Source organism: Novosphingobium acidiphilum DSM 19966 (assembly GCF_000429005.1).
GTDB lineage: Bacteria > Pseudomonadota > Alphaproteobacteria > Sphingomonadales > Sphingomonadaceae > Novosphingobium > Novosphingobium acidiphilum.
On record NZ_AUBA01000003.1, the window covers coordinates 217,921 to 236,229 of the forward strand.

The 18,309-nt window shown below is 66.1% G+C and carries 19 protein-coding genes; 12 read left to right on the forward strand and 7 right to left on the reverse strand.

What is annotated here, in order from left to right:
- Positions 1-60 precede the first annotated feature (60 nt).
- The 3 genes from kdsA to G404_RS17960 are packed head-to-tail and all read right to left on the reverse strand — an operon-like array spanning position 61 to position 2,758.
- On the reverse strand, positions 61-903 hold the full coding sequence (gene kdsA / locus G404_RS0103840) for a 3-deoxy-8-phosphooctulonate synthase (RefSeq protein ID WP_028639922.1): 843 nt from the start codon (positions 901-903) through the stop codon (positions 61-63).
- Positions 903-1,703 (reverse strand): 3-deoxy-manno-octulosonate cytidylyltransferase, encoded by an 801-nt coding sequence (gene kdsB, locus G404_RS0103845; protein WP_028639923.1) that lies wholly within the window; start codon positions 1,701-1,703, stop codon positions 903-905. The genes kdsA and kdsB overlap by 1 nt, the downstream gene beginning before the upstream one ends.
- Positions 1,703-2,758 (reverse strand): KpsF/GutQ family sugar-phosphate isomerase, encoded by a 1,056-nt coding sequence (locus G404_RS17960; protein WP_051280120.1) that lies wholly within the window; start codon positions 2,756-2,758, stop codon positions 1,703-1,705. Before G404_RS17960 ends, kdsB begins: the two co-directional genes overlap by 1 nt.
- A gap of 210 nt (positions 2,759-2,968) precedes the next feature.
- Between G404_RS17960 and G404_RS0103855 the strand changes: the two genes are divergently transcribed.
- From G404_RS0103855 to G404_RS0103900, 10 genes are all read left to right on the forward strand, one after another.
- Entirely contained in the window at positions 2,969-3,880 is a 912-nt protein-coding gene (locus G404_RS0103855; protein ID WP_028639924.1) for a LysR family transcriptional regulator, read from the forward strand.
- A gap of 50 nt (positions 3,881-3,930) precedes the next feature.
- Complete coding sequence (locus tag G404_RS0103860; RefSeq protein WP_245584378.1) at positions 3,931-4,380, forward strand: NAD(P)H-dependent oxidoreductase subunit E; 450 nt, start codon at positions 3,931-3,933, stop codon at positions 4,378-4,380.
- A complete protein-coding gene (locus tag G404_RS0103865; RefSeq protein WP_028639926.1) occupies positions 4,377-5,921 on the forward strand; it encodes an NADH-ubiquinone oxidoreductase-F iron-sulfur binding region domain-containing protein in 1,545 nt (514 codons plus the stop codon). The genes G404_RS0103860 and G404_RS0103865 overlap by 4 nt, the downstream gene beginning before the upstream one ends.
- Entirely contained in the window at positions 5,918-6,463 is a 546-nt protein-coding gene (gene mobA, locus G404_RS0103870; RefSeq protein ID WP_028639927.1) for a molybdenum cofactor guanylyltransferase, read from the forward strand. Before G404_RS0103865 ends, mobA begins: the two co-directional genes overlap by 4 nt.
- Positions 6,453-9,296 carry a formate dehydrogenase subunit alpha gene (gene fdhF / locus G404_RS0103875; protein WP_028639928.1) on the forward strand — a complete coding sequence of 948 codons (2,844 nt, stop codon included), beginning with the start codon at positions 6,453-6,455 and terminating at the stop codon, positions 9,294-9,296. Before mobA ends, fdhF begins: the two co-directional genes overlap by 11 nt.
- Entirely contained in the window at positions 9,293-9,535 is a 243-nt protein-coding gene (locus G404_RS17965; RefSeq protein ID WP_036520249.1) for a formate dehydrogenase subunit delta, read from the forward strand. The genes fdhF and G404_RS17965 overlap by 4 nt, the downstream gene beginning before the upstream one ends.
- Positions 9,525-10,310, forward strand: a complete 786-nt coding sequence (gene fdhD / locus G404_RS0103885) for a formate dehydrogenase accessory sulfurtransferase FdhD (protein ID WP_051280121.1) — start codon at positions 9,525-9,527, stop codon at positions 10,308-10,310. The genes G404_RS17965 and fdhD overlap by 11 nt, the downstream gene beginning before the upstream one ends.
- A gap of 12 nt (positions 10,311-10,322) precedes the next feature.
- On the forward strand, positions 10,323-11,021 hold the full coding sequence (locus G404_RS0103890) for a TonB family protein (protein WP_051280123.1): 699 nt from the start codon (positions 10,323-10,325) through the stop codon (positions 11,019-11,021).
- Positions 11,022-11,064: 43 nt separating this feature from the next.
- The gene (locus tag G404_RS0103895; RefSeq protein WP_028639931.1) at positions 11,065-11,508 is read left to right on the forward strand and encodes a DUF2721 domain-containing protein; all 444 of its coding nucleotides are present in this window, start codon (positions 11,065-11,067) and stop codon (positions 11,506-11,508) included.
- Positions 11,509-11,588: 80 nt separating this feature from the next.
- Positions 11,589-12,320 carry a hypothetical protein gene (locus G404_RS0103900; protein ID WP_169719680.1) on the forward strand — a complete coding sequence of 244 codons (732 nt, stop codon included), beginning with the start codon at positions 11,589-11,591 and terminating at the stop codon, positions 12,318-12,320.
- A 37-nt stretch (positions 12,321-12,357) separates the two neighbouring features.
- On the opposite strand, the gene G404_RS0103905 is transcribed toward G404_RS0103900, so the two are convergent.
- Genes G404_RS0103905 through G404_RS0103915 form a run of 3 tightly spaced genes read right to left on the reverse strand, consistent with a single transcriptional unit; the run spans position 12,358 to position 14,626 of the window.
- A complete protein-coding gene (locus G404_RS0103905) occupies positions 12,358-12,663 on the reverse strand; it encodes a polyhydroxyalkanoic acid system family protein (protein WP_028639933.1) in 306 nt (101 codons plus the stop codon).
- Complete coding sequence (locus tag G404_RS0103910) at positions 12,663-13,418, reverse strand: hypothetical protein (RefSeq protein ID WP_028639934.1); 756 nt, start codon at positions 13,416-13,418, stop codon at positions 12,663-12,665. Before G404_RS0103910 ends, G404_RS0103905 begins: the two co-directional genes overlap by 1 nt.
- A gap of 2 nt (positions 13,419-13,420) precedes the next feature.
- Positions 13,421-14,626, reverse strand: coding sequence for a toxic anion resistance protein (locus G404_RS0103915; protein ID WP_028639935.1), 1,206 nt, complete (start codon positions 14,624-14,626; stop codon positions 13,421-13,423).
- A gap of 120 nt (positions 14,627-14,746) precedes the next feature.
- Between G404_RS0103915 and bla the strand changes: the two genes are divergently transcribed.
- Both bla and G404_RS0103925 read left to right on the forward strand, forming a co-directional pair.
- Positions 14,747-15,694, forward strand: coding sequence for a class A beta-lactamase (bla, locus tag G404_RS17970; protein ID WP_036520251.1), 948 nt, complete (start codon positions 14,747-14,749; stop codon positions 15,692-15,694).
- Positions 15,694-16,401, forward strand: coding sequence for an SDR family NAD(P)-dependent oxidoreductase (locus G404_RS0103925; RefSeq protein ID WP_028639936.1), 708 nt, complete (start codon positions 15,694-15,696; stop codon positions 16,399-16,401). Before bla ends, G404_RS0103925 begins: the two co-directional genes overlap by 1 nt.
- 43 nt (positions 16,402-16,444) lie before the next feature.
- On the opposite strand, the gene G404_RS0103930 is transcribed toward G404_RS0103925, so the two are convergent.
- Positions 16,445-18,202 carry a fatty acyl-AMP ligase gene (locus G404_RS0103930; RefSeq protein WP_028639937.1) on the reverse strand — a complete coding sequence of 586 codons (1,758 nt, stop codon included), beginning with the start codon at positions 18,200-18,202 and terminating at the stop codon, positions 16,445-16,447.
- Between the last annotated feature and the right edge of the window lie 107 nt (positions 18,203-18,309).

Here is an 18,309-nt window from a genome sequence, read left to right on the forward strand (position 1 = left end):
GCGGTCCGATCGCGCTGAAATGATGCTGTGGTGGCCTTTGCCCCAGAATGCGCGATCTGTTCAAGTGCTTGATGCTTCGGCCACCTGCAACACCTGTTCAACCAGCGCGTCGAGTTGGTCCAGCGGCACGGCGTTGGGGCCGTCGGACAGGGCTTTGTCGGGATCGGGGTGGGTTTCCAGAAACAGGCCCGCGATGCCGGTGGCGGCGGCGGCGCGCGCCAGCGGGGCGACGTGGTGGCGGGTGCCGCCCGACGATGTGCCCCGGGCGCCGGGCAATTGCACGCTGTGGGTGGCGTCGAACACCACCGGACAGCCGGTGTCGCGCATGTCAATCAACGCGCGCATGTCGACCACCAGATTGTGATAGCCGAACATCGTGCCGCGCTCGCAGACCATGAACCGGTCTTCGTCAAGGCCGGCGGCGCGCGCGGCGGCGCGTGCCTTGGCGATGACCGGCACCATGTCGCCCGGCGCCATGAACTGCGCCTTCTTGATGTTGACCGGGCAGCCGCTGGCCGCGGCAGCCGCGATCAGGTCGGTCTGCCGGGCAAGGAATGCCGGCGTCTGCAGGATATCGACCGCCTGTGCCGCCGCGACCACTTGCGCGACATCGTGCACATCGGTCAGCACGGGCAGCCCGGTGGTTGCGCGCACCCGTGTCAGCACGCGCAGCCCTTCATCGATCCCCGGTCCGCGAAAACTGGTGTGCGCGGTGCGGTTGGCCTTGTCGAAACTGGCCTTGAACACCACCGCAATGCCCAGCCGTTCGCCCAGCCGGGCCAGATGATCGGCCACGGTCAGGCACAACGCCTCGTTTTCGATCACGCAGGGGCCGGCGATCAGGAAGGGGCGGGCCCAGCGGTCGCTGGCATGCGTGCCGACGGTATGCCCGGCAATTTGCATCAATCGATGCCCAGTTCGGCCAGCACGCGTTCGATCCGCGGCACATCGGCGGGATTGTTGCATTCGATCGCATCCCAGGCGGGTGCAGCGCACAGCGCGATGCCGACGGGCAGGCCGATTTCGGCAAAACGCAACTGTTCAAGTCCTTCGAGCAGTTCCAGCCGCGAAGGCGGTGCCAGGGCATAGCGGCGCAGCGCCGCCGGACGACAGGCATAGACCCCCATATGCAGATGCACCTGGTGCGCAGCAGCGATCAGCATGGCCGGATCGGCATAAGGGATCACGCGCCTGGAGAAATAAAGCGCCCGCAACGCCGCATCGAACACCACTGTGGTTCCGCCGACCCGGCCCGCGGCCTGATCCCCCAGCAGCGCCGCCAGCACAGCGGGCGTGCACGGCATTGCCGGCGTTGCCACGGCCAGATCGGGTGCATGCTCGATGCGGTCGATCAGCGCGGCGATTGCGGCGACAGGCGTCAGCGGCGCATCACCTTGCAGATTGATCACCAGATCGGGGGTCTGGTGCACAGCGTCGAGCACGGCGGCGCAGCGTTCGGTGCCGTTGCGGCAGGTGGCGGGCGTCATCACCACCTCGGCGCCAAAGCCGCGCGCGGTATCGGCAATCCGGCCATCGTCGGTTGCCACGATCACCCTGTCGATACCCGGCACCCCGATTGCCGTGCGCCAGGTGCGTTCGACCAGCGGACGCACTGTGCCATTTGCGCCGCGCAAGGGGGCCAGCGGCTTGGCGGGAAAGCGGGTGGAGGCGTGGCGCGCGGGGATCACGATCATGCGGCGCATCACGGCCGATCCCAATCGGGGGTTACGGGGTATGGCGCATCGGCGGTGACCGCGATATCGCAGCGCGCCAGATCGTGGATATGCACCACGCCGACCGGGCGATGCGGATCATCGCGCGCAACGACGAACAACGCGGTGATCCGCGCCACCGCCAAAATCGCGCGGGCATCGCCGGCAAAGCTGCCCAGCATGATCGTGCGTGGATCGGGGGTCATCACATCGCGCGCGATCGATTGCATCAGCGTGTCGATATGCCGTCGCAGATCGCCATCGGTGATAACCCCCACGAGGTGGCCGGACCCGTCGATGACGCCCGCCAGTCCCAGGCTTTTTTCGGTCATCACCACCAGCACGTCGCGCATCGGTGCATCGACGCGCACCAGCGGCAGCCGCGCACCGGTGTGCATCAGATCCTCGACCGGGGTCAGGCTGGCGCCGATCGTACCCCCGGGGTGCAGCACCTTGATCCGTTCGCGCGACATGCCGCGCAGCCCCATCACCGCCACCGCCAGCGCATCGCCCAGCGCGATCATCATCGTGGTCGATGTGGTTGGCGCGATATTCACCGGGCATGCCTCACGCGCGGGGGGCAACAGCAGCGCGATGTCGGCGGCCTGCAGCATCGGCGCACCGGGGCGGCCGCTGATCGCGATGCTGCGACATCCCAATGACCGGGCATAACGCATGATCAACTGCACTTCGGGCGTGGAGCCCGAATTGGACAGCGCGATCAGCACGTCACCGGGCGTCAGCATGCCCAGATCGCCGTGTGCCGCTTCTGCCGGGTGGAGGAACATGGCCGGGGTGCCCGTGGCCGACAGGGTGGCCACGATCTTGCGCGCAACATGGCCCGATTTGCCCATGCCGGTCACCACCACGCGGTGACCGGCGCTGATGATCAGGCACACCGCGGCGGCAAATGCCGGGTCCAGCGCATCGGCCAGACGCTCCAGCGCGGCCGCCTCGATCCGGATGACCTGTCGACCCTGATCGATGATCGCCGGTTCGATCGGTTCGTGGCATGGCTTGCCCGGATCGGGAAATCGGATGGTCATTGGGTGGAGGTCCCGACACCTGTTGCACGGCGCGGCGCAACCGGCCCGGTCTTGACCCTGTTGCTGCGCAAACGCTTGATAGACAGGTGGAACGGTACATCCGCCCCGTGCAGTCCTGATGCGCCGTTTGCCCCATTCCCGAGCAATAACCCCGCGCGATGACACCGCGCGCGCAATGCGATAGGCACCGTGCCGGGAGGACCACGCCGGATGCAACTGCGCCACTTGCGATATTTCGTTACGTTGGCCCGCGTGCGGCATTTTGCCCGCGCCGCCGACGAATGCGGGGTGTCGCAGCCGACACTGTCATCGGGGCTGATTGCGCTGGAGCAGGAATTCGGCCGCCGTCTGATCGATCGCGACCGGCGCTTCATCGGTCTGACCCCGCATGGCGAGGCGATGCTGCCCTGGGCGCACCAGATCCTTGGCGCGATGGGCGCGATGACCGCGGCGGTGGCCGAAACCCCGCTGGAAGGGCCGTTTACCCTGGCGGCAATACCCGCAGCACTGCCGCTGGTCGGACGGTTCGGCGCGGCGCTGCTGGCCGCCAATCCCGATCTGGTGCTGTCGGTGCGATCGACCACGGCGCGCGCGATCGACCAGGGGCTAAGCGCGCTCGAGGTCGATGCCGGGATCACCTATCTTGACCCCGAGGCGCCTGCCGGCATGGTCGGTGTGCCACTGGCAAGCGAGGATTACCGGTTTCTGACACGGCGTGGCGGCAAATACGACGATCGTCTGACTATCGCCTGGGACGAAGCGGTGGCGCAGGACTTGTGCCTGCTCGACGAATCGATGCTTTATCGCCGGATGCTCGATCGCGCGCTGGCAGCGCGCGGCCATGCGGTGCGGCCGCGCGCCACCGCCGACAGCCATGTGGCGCTGCTGGCGATGGTCGCGTCGGGCGCATTTTCGGCCATTGTGCCAGATAGTTATGCCAATCTGTTGCTCGGTGTCGAATGGGCCCGGTTTCTGCCGCTCGATCCGCCAGAGCCGATGCGGCGGGTGGGGCTGGTGGTGCTCGATCGCGATCCGCCGCTGCCGCGTGCGCGTGCCGCGCTGGCCGCCGCACGCGCCTTTGTGATAGACGGGATCTATCAACCTTTGCTGCTTTTGATTTGACCCAAGCGGGCAGATGGCCAAGGGCGGATCACCACATTATGGCTGAAAACATGACTATGACCACGAACCTGACCGCAAGCGAACGCGACGCCGAAGTGGCGCGCATCCTTGCCGCCCATGCCACGCGCGAAGGCGCGCTGCTGCCGATCCTGCACGATATCCAGGCGGTGCTGGGCCATGTGCCCGAAGCGGTGATCCCCGCGATCGCGCATGCGCTGAATGTCAGCCGCGCCGAAGTGCACGGGGTGATCAGTTTCTATCACGATTTTCATGTCGAACCGCACACCCGCCCGGTGATCAAGCTGTGCCGGTCGGAAAGCTGCCAGGCGCGCGGCGTCGAGGTGCTGGCGCGCGCATTCGAAGGCGAAACCCGGGTCAGCATCGAGCCGATCTATTGCCTGGGCCTGTGCACGGTCGGCCCCAACGCAATGGTTGGCAACACGCTGCATGCGCGGCTTGATACCGCCAAACTTTCGGCACTGGTGGAGAGCGTGGCATGACGGTCAAGGTCCGCATCAGCGACGACGCGCTGGCCATTGCCTGTGGCGCCGATCACGTCGCGGCGGCGTTTGCGGCCGCGGGCTGCACGGTCGAGCGCGTGTCGAGCTGGGGCATGCAGTGGCTTGAGCCCCTGGCCGATATCGACGGGCAAGGCTTTGGCCCGCTGACCGTGGCCGATGTCCCGGCGGTGCTGGCGGGGAACAGCCCGCTGGCCATCGGCGCGATCGAACACCACCCGTTCATCGCCCGCCAGCAGCGGTTTACGTTTGCACGTGCCGGCAAGACGCGCCCGCTCAGCCTGGACGATTATGCAGCAAACGGCGGCTGGGCCGGGCTGGCGCGCGCGCGCGAACTGGGCGCCGAGGCGACCATTGCCGAAGTGACCCAGTCAGGCCTGCGCGGGCGCGGCGGTGCCGGGTTCCCCGCCGGGATCAAGTGGACGACGGTGGCCAGGGCGCCCGCCGACCGCAAATACATCGTCTGCAACGCCGATGAAGGTGACAGCGCGACCTTTGCCGACCGTATGGTGATGGAGGGCGATCCCTTCATGCTGATCGAGGGCATGGCGATTGCCGGGCACGCGGTCGGCGCGCAAGTCGGCTATGTCTATATCCGCAGCGAATACCCGCATGCCATCGCCAAGATGGAGGCGGCGGCCGCGCTGTCCGCCGCGATCATCGCACCGTTCCGGGTCGAAGTGCGCGTGGGTGCAGGGGCCTATGTCTGCGGCGAGGAAACATCGCTGCTCAACAGCCTGGAAGGCAAACGCGGCGAAGTGCGCGCCAAGCCGCCGCTGCCCGCGCTCGAAGGTCTGTTCGGCAAGCCGACAGTGGTCAACAACGTGCTGACGTTGGCAGCGGTGCCGTGGATCATGGCCCATGGCGGCGCCGCTTATGCCGCGGTCGGGTTTGGCCGGTCGCGCGGCACGATGCCGATCCAGATTGCGGGCAATGTGCGCCATGGCGGGCTGTTCGAAGTGGGCTTTGGCATCACGCTGGGCGAGCTGGTGATGGAGATCGGCGGGGGCACCGCCAGCGGTCGTCCGGTCCATGCGGTGCAGGTTGGCGGGCCGTTGGGCGCGTATCATCCGCCCAGCGATTTCCATCTGGCGTTCGATTATGAAACCTTTGCCGCGGCCGATGGCCTGATCGGCCATGCCGGACTGAGCGTGTTTGACGATACCGCCGACATGAGCGCGCTGGCGCGGTTTGCAATGTCGTTCTGCGCGGTCGAAAGCTGCGGCAAGTGCACGCCGTGCCGCATCGGGTCGACGCGCGGGGTCGAAGTGATCGATCGCATCCGCGCGCGATCGGGCCGCACGGTCGATCGCGTCGAAACACTGCCGCAGATGCACAACGCGCGCAAAGCCGCGCGCACGCTGGGCGAAGACATCGCACTGCTGGAAGACTTGTGCGAAACGATGAAGTTCGGATCGCTGTGCGCGCTGGGCGGGTTCACTCCCTATCCGGTGCTGTCGGCGATCAAGCACTTTCCGCAGGATTTCGGCCTGGCCGCACCCGAGCAAGAGGCCGCTGAATGACGCGGCAGCGCATTCTGGGCGTGGTTCTGGCCGGCGGCCGGTCGACGCGGTTCGGCAGCGACAAGGCGCTGGCCGAACTGGGTGGGCGCAGCCTGCTCGACCGCGCGCTGGCTGCGCTGGAACGGCAATGCGATGCGGTGATCGTGGCGGGACGCGACCATGCGTCGTGTGCAGGGGTGGCCGACCGGCCGCGCCCGGCGATGGGTCCGCTGGGCGGGCTTAACGCTGCGCTGCATCACGCGGCCGAACGCGGCTTCGATGCGGTGCTGTCGATCCCGGTTGATGCGTTCGATGTGCCTGTCGATCTGGTGGATGAACTGTCGCCCGCGCCGGCCTATGCCAAAGATGCGCCGGTGATCGGGCTGTGGCCGGTGTCGGCGCGCGCGCCGCTCGATGCGCTGCTGGCCGAAGATACCCGACATTCGTTGCGCGCCTTTGCCGCGCGGATCGCTGCGCGCGAAACCACGCTTTCGCGCCAACCTGTCAATATCAACACGCTGGCGGATCTTGCCGCCGTAAAGGACACCACGCATGGGCTATGAACCCCAGGCCGATTTCGGCACCCCTGCAGTCAAGAGCGATACCACGGTCACGCTGTCGATCGACGGGCGCGCGGTCAGCGTGCCCGCAGGCACCACGGTGATGCGCGCGGCCGCCCTGTCGGGCGGGGCGATCCCCAAGCTGTGCGCCAGCGACAATCTGAAGCAATTCGGATCGTGCCGCCTGTGCCTGGTTGAAATCGACGGGATGCGCGGCACCCCTGCATCGTGCACCACGCTGGTGAACGAGGGCATGACCGTCCACACCGAAACCGCCCGGCTGCAAAAACTGCGGCGCGGGGTGATGGAACTGTACATTTCCGACCACCCGCTCGATTGCCTGACCTGCAGCGCCAACAACGATTGCGAATTGCAGGATATGGCCGCCAACGTGGGCTTGCGCGATGTGCGCTATGGCTACGAAGGCGCAAACCATCTGGGCGAGGCAACCGATACCTCGAACCCCTATTTCGATTTCGACCCGTCCAAATGCATCGCCTGTTCGCGCTGCGTGCGCGCCTGCGACGAGGTGCAGGGCACGTTTGCGCTGACCATTTCGGGGCGCGGGTTTGAATCCAAGGTCAGCGCCGGCCTGGCCAGCGACAATTTCTTCAGTTCCGAATGCGTGTCGTGCGGCGCCTGTGTGCAGGCCTGCCCGACCGCGACGCTGAACGAAAAGGCGATCAAGGACATCGGCAAGCCCGAACGATCGGTCATCACCACATGCGCCTATTGCGGCGTGGGCTGCACCTTCCGCGCCGAACTGCGCGGCGAACAGGTGGTGCGCATGGTGCCGTGGAAGGACGGCAAGGCCAATCGCGGGCATTCGTGCGTCAAGGGCCGCTTTGCCTGGGGCTATGCCCGCCATCAGGATCGCATGACCAAGCCGATGATCCGCGCAAAAGTAACCGATCCCTGGCGCGAAGTCAGCTGGGAAGAGGCGCTGGGCTATGCCGCGGGCGAATTCAAGCGGATTGCCGCCAAGCACGGCAACAACGCGCTGGGCGGGATCGTGTCGAGCCGCTGCACCAACGAGGAAGGGTTCCTTGTGCAGAAACTGGTGCGGGCAGGGTTCGGCACCAACAATGTCGATACGTGCGCGCGGGTGTGCCATTCGCCCACCGGCTATGGCCTGAGCAAGACATTCGGCACATCGGCCGGCACGCAGGATTTCGACAGTGTCGAAGACAGCGACGTGATGCTGGTGATCGGGGCCAATCCGACCGATGGGCACCCGGTGTTTGCCAGCCGCATGAAGCGCCGTCTGCGCCAGGGCGCCAGGCTGATCGTGATCGATCCGCGCCGCACCGACATCGTGCGTTCGCCGCATATCGAGGCCGACTATCACCTGCCGCTGACGCCGGGCACCAATGTCGCGATTCTGACCGCGATGGCGCATGTGATCGTCACCGAAGGTCTGGTCGACCAGGCCTTCGTGGCCGAACGCTGCGATATGGATGAATTCCGCGATTGGGCCGATTTCGTGTCGGACATGCGCCACAGCCCCGAATTCCTGGCGCCGGTGATCGGCGTCGATGCCGCACAGATCCGCGGCGCGGCACGGCTGTTTGCCACCGGCGGCAATGGCGCAATCTATTACGGGCTGGGCGTGACCGAGCACAGCCAGGGATCATCGACCGTGATGGCGATTGCCAATCTGGCGATGGCCACGGGCAATATCGGTCGGCGCGGCGTGGGCGTAAACCCCTTGCGCGGGCAGAACAACGTGCAGGGCGCGTGCGACATGGGTTCGTTCCCGCACGAATTGTCGGGGTATCGCCATGTGTCGGATCCGGTCGCGCGCGCGATGTTCGAGGCCGAATGGGGCGTGCCGATCGATCCCGAACCGGGTCTGCGCATCCCCAACATGCTCGATGCGGCAACCGACGGCCTGTTCAAGGGCCTCTATATCCAGGGCGAGGACATCGTTCAGTCCGACCCCGATACCAGGCATGTGGTCGCGGGGCTTGAGGCGATGGAATGCGTGATCGTGCAGGATATTTTCCTGAACGAAACCGCCAACTATGCGCATGTGTTCCTGCCGGGTTCGACGTTCCTGGAAAAGAGCGGCACGTTCACCAATGCCGAACGCCGGATCCAGCCGGTGCGCAAGGTGATGGAACCGTTGAACGGGTATGAAGACTGGCAGGTGACGCAGGAACTGGCGCGCGCCATGGGGCTTGACTGGAATTACACGCATGCGTCCGAAATCATGGACGAGATTGCGCGCCTGACGCCGACCTTTGCCGGGGTCAGCTTTGCCCGGCTTGACCAGGAAGGGTCGCTGCAGTGGCCGGTAAACGAAGCGTTCCCCGACGGTGCGCCGATCATGCATGTCGACGGCTTTGTGCGCGGCAAGGGCAAATTCATCGTTACCGAATATGTGCCGACCGATGAACGCACCGGGCCGCGTTTCCCGCTGCTGCTGACCACCGGACGCATCCTGTCGCAATACAATGTCGGCGCGCAGACCAGGCGCACCGAAAACAGCGCGTGGCATGAAGAGGATCTGCTGGAAATCCACCCTTCCGATGCCGAAAACCGCGGCATCCGCACGGGTGACTGGGTGCGGCTGGCCAGCCGCGCCGGGGAAACCACCTTGCGCGCAACGGTCACCGACCGCGTGGCGCCGGGCGTGGTCTATACGACGTTCCACCACCCCACCACGCAGGCCAACGTGATCACCACCGACAATTCGGACTGGGCGACCAATTGCCCCGAATACAAGGTGACCGCGGTGCAGATCACCCCGTCGAACGGCCCCAGCCAGTGGCAGCAGGATTATGAGGCGCAAGCCGACCTGTCGCGCCGCATCGCGATGGAGCCGGCGGAATGACCGGACAGGTCCACCATGTCGATACCACCGCCAAGCTGGTGACGATGATCAACCAGATCGTGCGCAACACTGCCCGTGAAAAGGACCAGATTGCCGCGATTGCCGATCATATCCATGCGTTCTGGACGGTGCGGATGCAGCAGCAATTGCTCGAACACGGCTCTACCGGGCTCGATCCGGTTGCCGTTGCGGTGATGGCGCGGCTGGCACCGGGCATCCGCGCACCCCATGACGCCTGACGGCGCGCGCAATGCAGCGGCGATCGAGCATTTTGCCGATGGCCGCGCGGCGCGCGCGCTGACCCGGGCGCTGGTCGACGAGGCGCCGATCGCGATCGAAATCAACGGCATCGGCTATGCCGTGATGATGGCGACGCCCGCCGATCTTGATGATTATGCGCTGGGCTTTTGCCTGTCGGAACAATTGATCGCCACGCGGTCCGGGTTCGTTTCGGCCGATGCGGTGCAAGTGCCGGGCGGCGGCTGGATGCTGCGCGTGGTGCTCGATGCGCCATCCGCAGGCCCGCTGATCGATCGGGCGCGGCTGCGGCTGGCCGAGGGCAGTTGCGGTTTGTGCGGGATCGAAAGCCTGGAACAGGTGCTGCGCCCCCTGGCGCCGGTGACCGCGCGGCTCAACGTGGACAAGGCGGCGGTGTTTCGCGCGGTGTCGGCGCTGGGCGATCACCAGGTGCTGGGCCGGGTGACGCGCGCGGCGCATGCCGCTGCGTTCTGCGATGTCGATGGCACGATCCGCTGTCTGCGCGAAGATGTCGGGCGGCACAACGCGTTTGACAAGCTGATCGGCGCGCTGGCGCAGGCCGGGATCGATCCGGGCACCGGGTTTGTCGTGCTGACCGCGCGGTGCAGTTTTGAACTGGTGCAAAAGGCGGTGATTGCCAATGTGCCGGTGATGGCGACGATCTCTGCCGCATCGACGCTGGCGGTTGCGCAGGCGCGCGACCATGGCCTGACGCTGTACAGCCTGGCGCGCGAGGACAGCCTGCTCGAAATCTGATACACCCGCGGCATGGCCCGCACATCGCCCCACCGCTTTGCCGATGCGCCGATCCTGTCGGCGCGTGCGCGCCTGGGGCTGCGCGCGGGCCTGCTGGTGGCCTATGGCGGGGCCGTGCTCTGGGCGATCCGGGCGTTTGATCCGTTTGTCCGATATACCTACGAGGCCTATCGACAGCCGTCGATCACGTCGGTGGTGTTCGCAACGCGGCATGCGGATGCGCATCGTCGCCGGGCAGACGGTGCCCGCGGTGCCGCGGCCAGACGCGCCGAGGCGGACCCGATCGTCGCACCGTCGCACCCGGTCGTGACCGCGCCGCCGGCCGCGCCGGTTGCCGGCACCGGCAGTGCGCCGCAATCGGGCGCCAGTGCCGGCGGCGAAGGCACGGGCGGTGCGGGCAGCGGCAACGGACCCGGCGGTGGGGGGCATTATGGTGCGCCGACCAAGATTGCCGGCGATCTGGCCGAGCGTGACTATGCCAAGGCGGGCCGCGCCAGGCGGTTGGGCACCGCGGTGATCGTGGCGCTGACCGTGGGCACCGACGGGCGGGTGACCGCCTGCCGCGTGCATCAACCCAGCGGCGACCCCGATGCCGATGCGGTGACCTGCCGGTTGGCGATCGAACGATTCCGTTTTCACCCCGCGCTCGATCCGAACGGCAATCCGGTCGAAGCGACATTCGGCTGGCAACAGCGGTTTTTTGCGCAGTGATGCGGGTCTGGCGCGCCTGCGCCGGCTCTGGCATCATGGCGACATGATTGCGCAGACCATTCAACTTTCGCTCGCCCCGGTGTTCGTGCTGGTGGCGATCGGCAATATCATGAACATCCTGACCACCCGCCTTGGCCGGATCGTCGACCGGTCGCGCGCGTTGCAGATCCTGCACGCCAAGACCACCGGGCCGGACCATGACGCGGTGGTGATCGAAATGCGCTTTGTCGACCGGCGCATCCAGCTGATCGGCCATGCGCTGCTGATCCTGGTGATGAGCGGCATCGGCATCGGGGTCACCGTGGGCACGCTGTTCCTGGGCGAAATGCTTGGCCGCGAATTCCGCATCGCCACCGAACTGACCTTTTTCACCGCGATCAGCCTGCTGATGCTGGCGCTGGTCTATCTGCTGCTGGAAACCCGGCTGGTGTCGCGCACGTTGCGCCTGCCGCCCGAACTGCTCGAATTCGACCGACAGGATTTGTGACATTATCCTGCCCGTTTCGGGGATGATACACGGAGAAACGCTGCATGCGCCCGATAGCCTTGGTGTTGGCAATGATGGCGATGGCACCTGCGCCCGTGCAGGCGCAGGAGGACATGACCTCTCGCCAACTTGAGGCGCTGTCGCCCAAGGCCGCCACGCGCCAGGCGCACAAGGACCTGCTATCGATCCTCAACCCCGTGAGAAAGTACCAGCGCGGCATGTTTGTCGGCGTGCACGCGATCAGCACGACAACCCGTGCGCACGGCACGGAATTTGAAGGCCTGTGCAGCCGTGATGGCGTAACCGTGTGGTACGCACCGACCGAAGCCGGTCGGCAGACGCGAAACAGCAAGGTTCGCCCGTACAAGGTGACAGCGACACCCTGGTTTGCCTTTGTCGCCATGCCCTTACGCGCGCCGGTCCTGTCGCATAGCGTATGGCAGGATCGTTGTTCGGCGCTGGGGGCAGACGACCGCACGGAATGGTTTGCCGCCCGGGATGCAGAAACTGCGGTTCGTGGTGCCTTGCTGTTTCAGGCGGCGTTGGATGCGGTAAGAGCCGGAACGATTGCACCAAAGTGTGATGCGGGACAATTGGATGCAAAAGGGTGCGCGGCCTGGATCCTCGAGGGAAGAATCGCGACAAAGCCCGGCGGTGTGACGCAATGTGCACATGACCAAGCCACCGAATGCCTGGTGCTGGGTGCCAATTCTGACTTCGAGCTGACCATTACGGCCCAACGGGATGGTGACAACCTTGCCCCTGGCAAGATCCTGTCAGTCTCCGCCGTCCAATATATCATCGTGACCTGACAGCCCGCACCGCCTGATCTCCCCGTTTCGGGGAGGATCAGGCGAGCAGCTTTTCACCGCGTTCGCGGATCATGTTTTCGATCATGCGCCGTGCAAAACCCAGGCCGCCGGGGATGGTCACGTCGAACACCAGCGCGGTTTCGGTGATGTCGAGCGTGGCCGGCACGGTGTATCCCATCGCCATGGCCTTGACCGCCAGGCGGTCGGCGGCGATCCACGCCAGATCAAGGCTCAGCGGGCCGCCGATGATGGCGCCGGCTTTGGCCTCGGCCCCGTCCATGCGCGCGGCGATACGGCGGCGGACTTCGTCCTTGCCAAGCGTGTGCGGTATTTCCAGGCGCATCAGACAGGTCCGGTCAGTTTTCCCGGCTCGTCCATCGCATTGCCATAGCGATAGTCAAGATAGCGCGCCTCGGTGGCCAGCGCGTCGATATCGCCTTCGGCCAGTTTGCGCGACAGCGCGTCGATTTCGTCGGTGATCCGCGCCAGCCCTTCGGTCAATTGCTGGTCGGCGGTCTTGCCGCTGCGCTGTTCGCTGCGCAGATGCGCGGGGATGCGGGTATAGCTGGCAACCATGCCGGGCAGATGTTCGCCGATCAGGCGTCGCACATCGCCCACCGCCGGTTCGCCCGGATCGATCCCTTCGAGCTGCGTGCCCAGCGCGTCGAGCCGCAGCCCGATGCCGTCGAGCAGGCGCGACGCAGGCGGGGGCAGCGCGGTGCGCTGCGCCTCGAGCCACAGTTGCGTGCGGCCCACCGTGCTTCGCACATCACCCCGGTTAATCGCGCCCAGTTGCGGCACTTTCAGCCGGGGATACGTCGCCAGAAACCCGACCGCCAGCGCCAGCATCAGCAGCGTCAGCATCAGCCCGCCCAACCCGATGCCGCCGATCACCACGCCCAGCACCGACACGCCCAGCACGATCACGCCCACCGCCAGGCTGGCGCGCACCAGTTTGCGCAACAGGTGCTGGCGTTTCAGATCGGCCGATCGCCGCCCGATCGATCCGCCGCTGCGCCGCCCGCCCTGCTGCTGAAAGGCCAGGCTGGCGCTGGCCGCGCGCAGGATGTGCGCGCTGTCGGCAAGATCGTTGGCCATGCTCAGGCTTCGCCGTCGAGTGTCAGCGCGGGATGCGGCGCCGCGCTGCCGTTGGGCCCGGTGCCTTGCGCGCGGGCGATATAGCCCTGGGATTTTTCCACTTCGGTCGACAGCGTGCCGATCGTCTGCTTCATCGAATCGAGCGCCTTCAGCTTGAAGGTGTCGATCGAATCCATCGTGTCATAGATGTTCTGGAATGCGCGTTGCAGCGTTTCGAGCGGGATCGTGCTCGATGCCGCCATTTCGTGGATGCGCGCGGTGTTGTCCTTCAGCATCGCACCGGTGGCATCGATGATGTTGGCGGTGGTGGTGTTGAGCGCGGTGATCTGTTGCAGCACCAGCCGCTGGTTGGTCATCGCCTGCGCGACGGTGACCGCGGTGCGCAGCGCGGCCACGGTGGTGGTGCCCGCCCGATCGACGCCCTTGACCAGTTCGACATTGTTCTTTTTGACCAGATCGAGCGCGAGATAGCCCTGCACCGTCACCGCCATCTGCGTCAGCAGGTCCTGCGTACGCTGGCGGATGTAGAACAGCGCCGATTCGCGCAGGGCCTTGGCCTTGGCCGGGTCGGTGTGATCCAGGTCGATCGCGGCATCTTCCAGTTTCTGGTCGAGCGTGCGGGCAATGTGGATCATCTGTTCCAGCTTGCCCATCGCGTCCCACAGCTTGGCGCGTTCGACATCGATGGCGGCATTGTCCTTCAGCAACTCATCCTTGCCCGAGGCCAGCCGGTCGAGGATCGACTTGATATGGCCCTGCGCCGAGACATAGCCGTCAAAATACTTCTTCACGCTGTTGCCGAACGGGATCACGCCCAGGAACTTGCGCCCGCCGGTGGTCACGCCCTTTTTGCCCGGATCAAGATCCTCGACCGTGCGGCGCAGCGCGGCAAGGTCGGCGCCCACGCCGCTGTCCTTGTCCATTGCGCGCACCGGGCGGTCGAGAAACCGGTTCGACATGCCCGCCGCTGCCGCGATTTCCTTGCCGCCCAGCGCGGTCAGCTGATCGACCCGCTTGCCGAATTCGGGGCTGGCGGCATCTTGCGCAATCAGCTCGGCAACAAAGGCGTCGGCGCGCTCTTCCAGTTTGGTCTTTGTGCCCTCGGCAATCGGCACCAGCCCGGCGGCGGCCTGCGGTGCGACCACCGGCACCGGATCGGGCGGAGTCAAAGTCAGGGTCGGGGCGGCATCGGTGGCGTTTGTGGCCATGGGAACACTCGGTTGGAGACGTCTGATAACGGCGAAGATGGCCCGATGTGGCGCTTCCCGCAAGGGTGTCATGTCGATGGCCCTTGGCGGTTGGTCGGAATTCGGGTTAGCCTTGTCATCATGCATCGTCGTACCCTGCTTGGCGCACTGGCCGCCGCCGTTGTTCCCGTGCCTGCCTTGGCCAAGGCGCCATTGGCGGGCGTGGCCATGCTGTCCGCGCTCGAACGCCGGTCGGGCGGGCAGCTGGGCGTGATGGTGCGCGATTGCGCGACGGGGCACGGCTTTGGCTGGCGCCAGGACGAACGTTTTGCCCATTGTTCGACGTTCAAGCTGTCGCTGGCGGCGATGGTGCTGGCCCAGATCGACGCCGGGCGCGCGCGCGGGGACGAGGTGCTGGCCTATTCGGTGCTCGATGTGCTGCCGGCCTCACCGGTTACCGGTGCCGCGGCAACACGCACCGCGGGCGACGAGGCGCTGGCCGGGCGCGAAGGCATGTCGATTCTGGCCCTGGCGCAGGCCGCTGTCGAACGCAGCGACAACACCGCGGCAAACCTGCTGCTGGCGCGGTTTGGCGGCCCGGCCGCGCTGACCGCATTCTGGCGTGCAATGGGCGACGAGGTCAGCCGGCTGGACCATAACGAGCCCATGCTTAACCGCGTGGGCCTGGGCGAAGTGCACGACACGACCACGCCCGCCGCAATGGCGGCAACGCTTGGCCGGGTGTTGACCGGCCGTGTGCTGTCGGGCGCATCGCGTGCGCTGCTGTGGGGCTGGATGAAGAATTGCTCCACCGGGCTTGGCCGCCTGCGCGCAGGACTGCCCGCCGGATGGCAGGCGGGCGACAAGACCGGCACCGAATACGGGCCCGAGGCGCTTGCCCGGATCAACGATCTGGCGCTGGTGCTTGCCCCGGTGGGCGGTGGTCAATTCCGCGCGCCGCTGGCAGTGACCGCCTACTATCTGCCGGGGGGCAGACTGGATGAGTTGCGGCCGGCCGACGAAGCGGTGCTGGCGGCGGTCATGCGCATCGCCACCGACACCCAGGCATGGAAAGTGAAACGACGATGATGCGATGCGCGGTGTTCGGGGCCTCGGGCGGGATCGGTGCCGCGCTGGTGGGGCAACTGGTCGCGCGCGATGATGTCGAGGCGGTCTTTGCCGGATCGCGGCGTGGGGCTGTGCCGCAAGGGGCAAAGATCGTGCCTTTCACGTTCGATGCGCTGGACGAAAGCCTGGCGCAGACCGTGGCCGCGCTCGGTGCGCCGCTCGACATTGTCCTGATCGCCACCGGGCGGCTGACCCGAGCCGACGGCAGCGGTCCGGAAAAGGCGCTGCGGCAACTGGATGCAGGGGCACTGGCCGAACAATTTTCCGACAACGCGATCGTGCCCGCGATGATCGCGCGCGCGGTGCAGCCGCTGCTGCCGCGCGAGCGGCGCTGTGTGGTCGCGGCCTTGTCGGCGCGGGTGGGTTCGATCGGCGACAACCGGCTGGGCGGTTGGCATGCCTATCGCGCGTCGAAGGCGGCGCTGAACATGCTGTTGCGCACAATTGCAATCGAATGGGCGCGCAGCCATCCCCGGGCGGTGGTTGCAGCACTGCATCCCGGCACCGTCGCCACCGCGCTGTCCGCGCCGTTTCAGCGCGGCGTTGCACCCGACAAGCTGTTCACGCCCGCGATGAGCGCCGCCGCGCTGCTGCGCGTGATCGACGGGCTGACGCCTGCTGACAGCGGCGGATTTTTCGCCTGGGATGGCACGATGATCCCGTTCTGACCCGTCCCGTCTCTGCCGTTTGGGGGATCGGTCGGTCGCGCCGTTACGCCGCCAGCTGGTACGGTGCGATCTCGCCGTTCAGATACAGCTTCTTGGCCTTGGCGCGGCTCAATTTGCCCGAGCTGGTGCGCGGCAGCGTGCGCGGCGGCACCAGTTCCACCACGCAGTTCATGCCGGTGATCGCGCGCACTTTATCGCGGATCTGATCGCGCAGGCGCAGGCGCTCGGCCGGGTCCGACACGCGGCAATGCACCAATACGGCAGGCGCTTCTTCACCCGTTTCGGTCTCGATCGAGAATGCGGCGATATCGCCCTGGTGGAATCCGGGCAGCTGTTCCACCGCCCATTCGATATCCTGCGGCCAGTGGTTCTTGCCGTTGATGATGATCATGTCCTTCGCCCGGCCGACGATGAACAAGTATCCCTGCGCGTTGAGATACCCCATGTCGCCGGTGTCGAGCCAGCCATCGACCAGCGCGGCGGCGGTCGATTCGGGATCGCGGAAATACGAGTGCATCACCGACGAGCCGCGGCACCATACTTTGCCGATATGGTGGTGCGCGATGCTTTGCCCGTCTTCGCCGCGGATCGCGATTTCCATGCCGCGCACGGGCAGCCCGCAATTGACAATCGCGCGGTACCGCGCCGGGCGCGACAGATCGCGCGGCGATCCCGACAGGCGTTCTTCTTCGACCAGTTCGACCCGGATACCTTCGCCCGGCGGCATGACGGTCACCGCCAGTGTCGCTTCGGCCAGGCCATAGCTGGGCAGGAACGCTGCCGCCTTGAATCCGGCCGGCGCAAACGCGTCGACAAAGCCCTGCATCACATCGGGGCGGATCATGTCGGCGCCATTGCCGGCAATGCGCCAGCGCGACAGGTCAAACCGTTCGGCGACATGCGTCTGGCTGGAAATGCGGCGCGCGCAGATATCGTACCCGAATGTCGGCGAATAGGACACGGTGGTGCCGGGGTTGCGGCTGATCATGTCGAGCCAGGCCAGCGGGCGACGCGCAAAATCCTCGGTACGCAGAAAATCCACCGAAACCTGGTTGGCGATCGGCGACAGAAAGCATCCGACCAGTCCCATGTCGTGGTACCACGGCAACCAGCTGACACAGCGATCGCCGGGCTGCACTTTCATGCCGTGCGAATGGCCCGCCAGATTGGCCAGCAGCGCGCGGTGGGTTACCGCCACGCCATGCGGGAACCGGGTCGATCCGCTGGAATATTGCAGATAGCTGATGGCATCGGGATCGGCAGGCGGCAATGCGCCCTCGGCCGGCACGATCGCCGCCACTTCGTCCCAGCTCATCCCAGGGCAGCCCTGGCGCCCCGCCGCGGCGGCGCACATTTCGCCGATTTCGGCCGGGTACAGCAACACGCTGGGGTCGGAACTGGCCAGTTGCACCGCGATCTGGTCGATATAGTTGTCCTTGCCGCCGAAACTGGTGGGCAGCGGCAGCGGCACCGGCCAGGCGCCAGCATAGATCGTGCCGCAGAACAGCGCGGCAAAGTCGGGACCGGTCTCGGCGATCAGCGCCACGCGATCGGTGGGCTTGATGCCCATCGCGATCAGCCGCCGCGCCGCGATCAGCGCATCGGCGCGCAGCTGCGAATAGGGATAGACTTTTGCCAGCACGCCGCGTGCATCGTGGAAATTGAACCCGCAGGCACCCGCGGCGGCATAGTCGAGCGCATCGCAGAACGTGGCGAAATCGGCAAAGCGACGCGGCTGTGCGTCGTCATTGGGTGTCGGCACGATCGCCCCTGTATCGCGGAGGGCTTCGGAAACGGTCATCTGCTACCCCGGGATTTGTTGTGGTATGGGCATTCCTGCGGTGGCCCGATGACACACATTGGCGGATCGGGCCAGACTTCTCCTATATCCGCGACTGTGGCACGAAT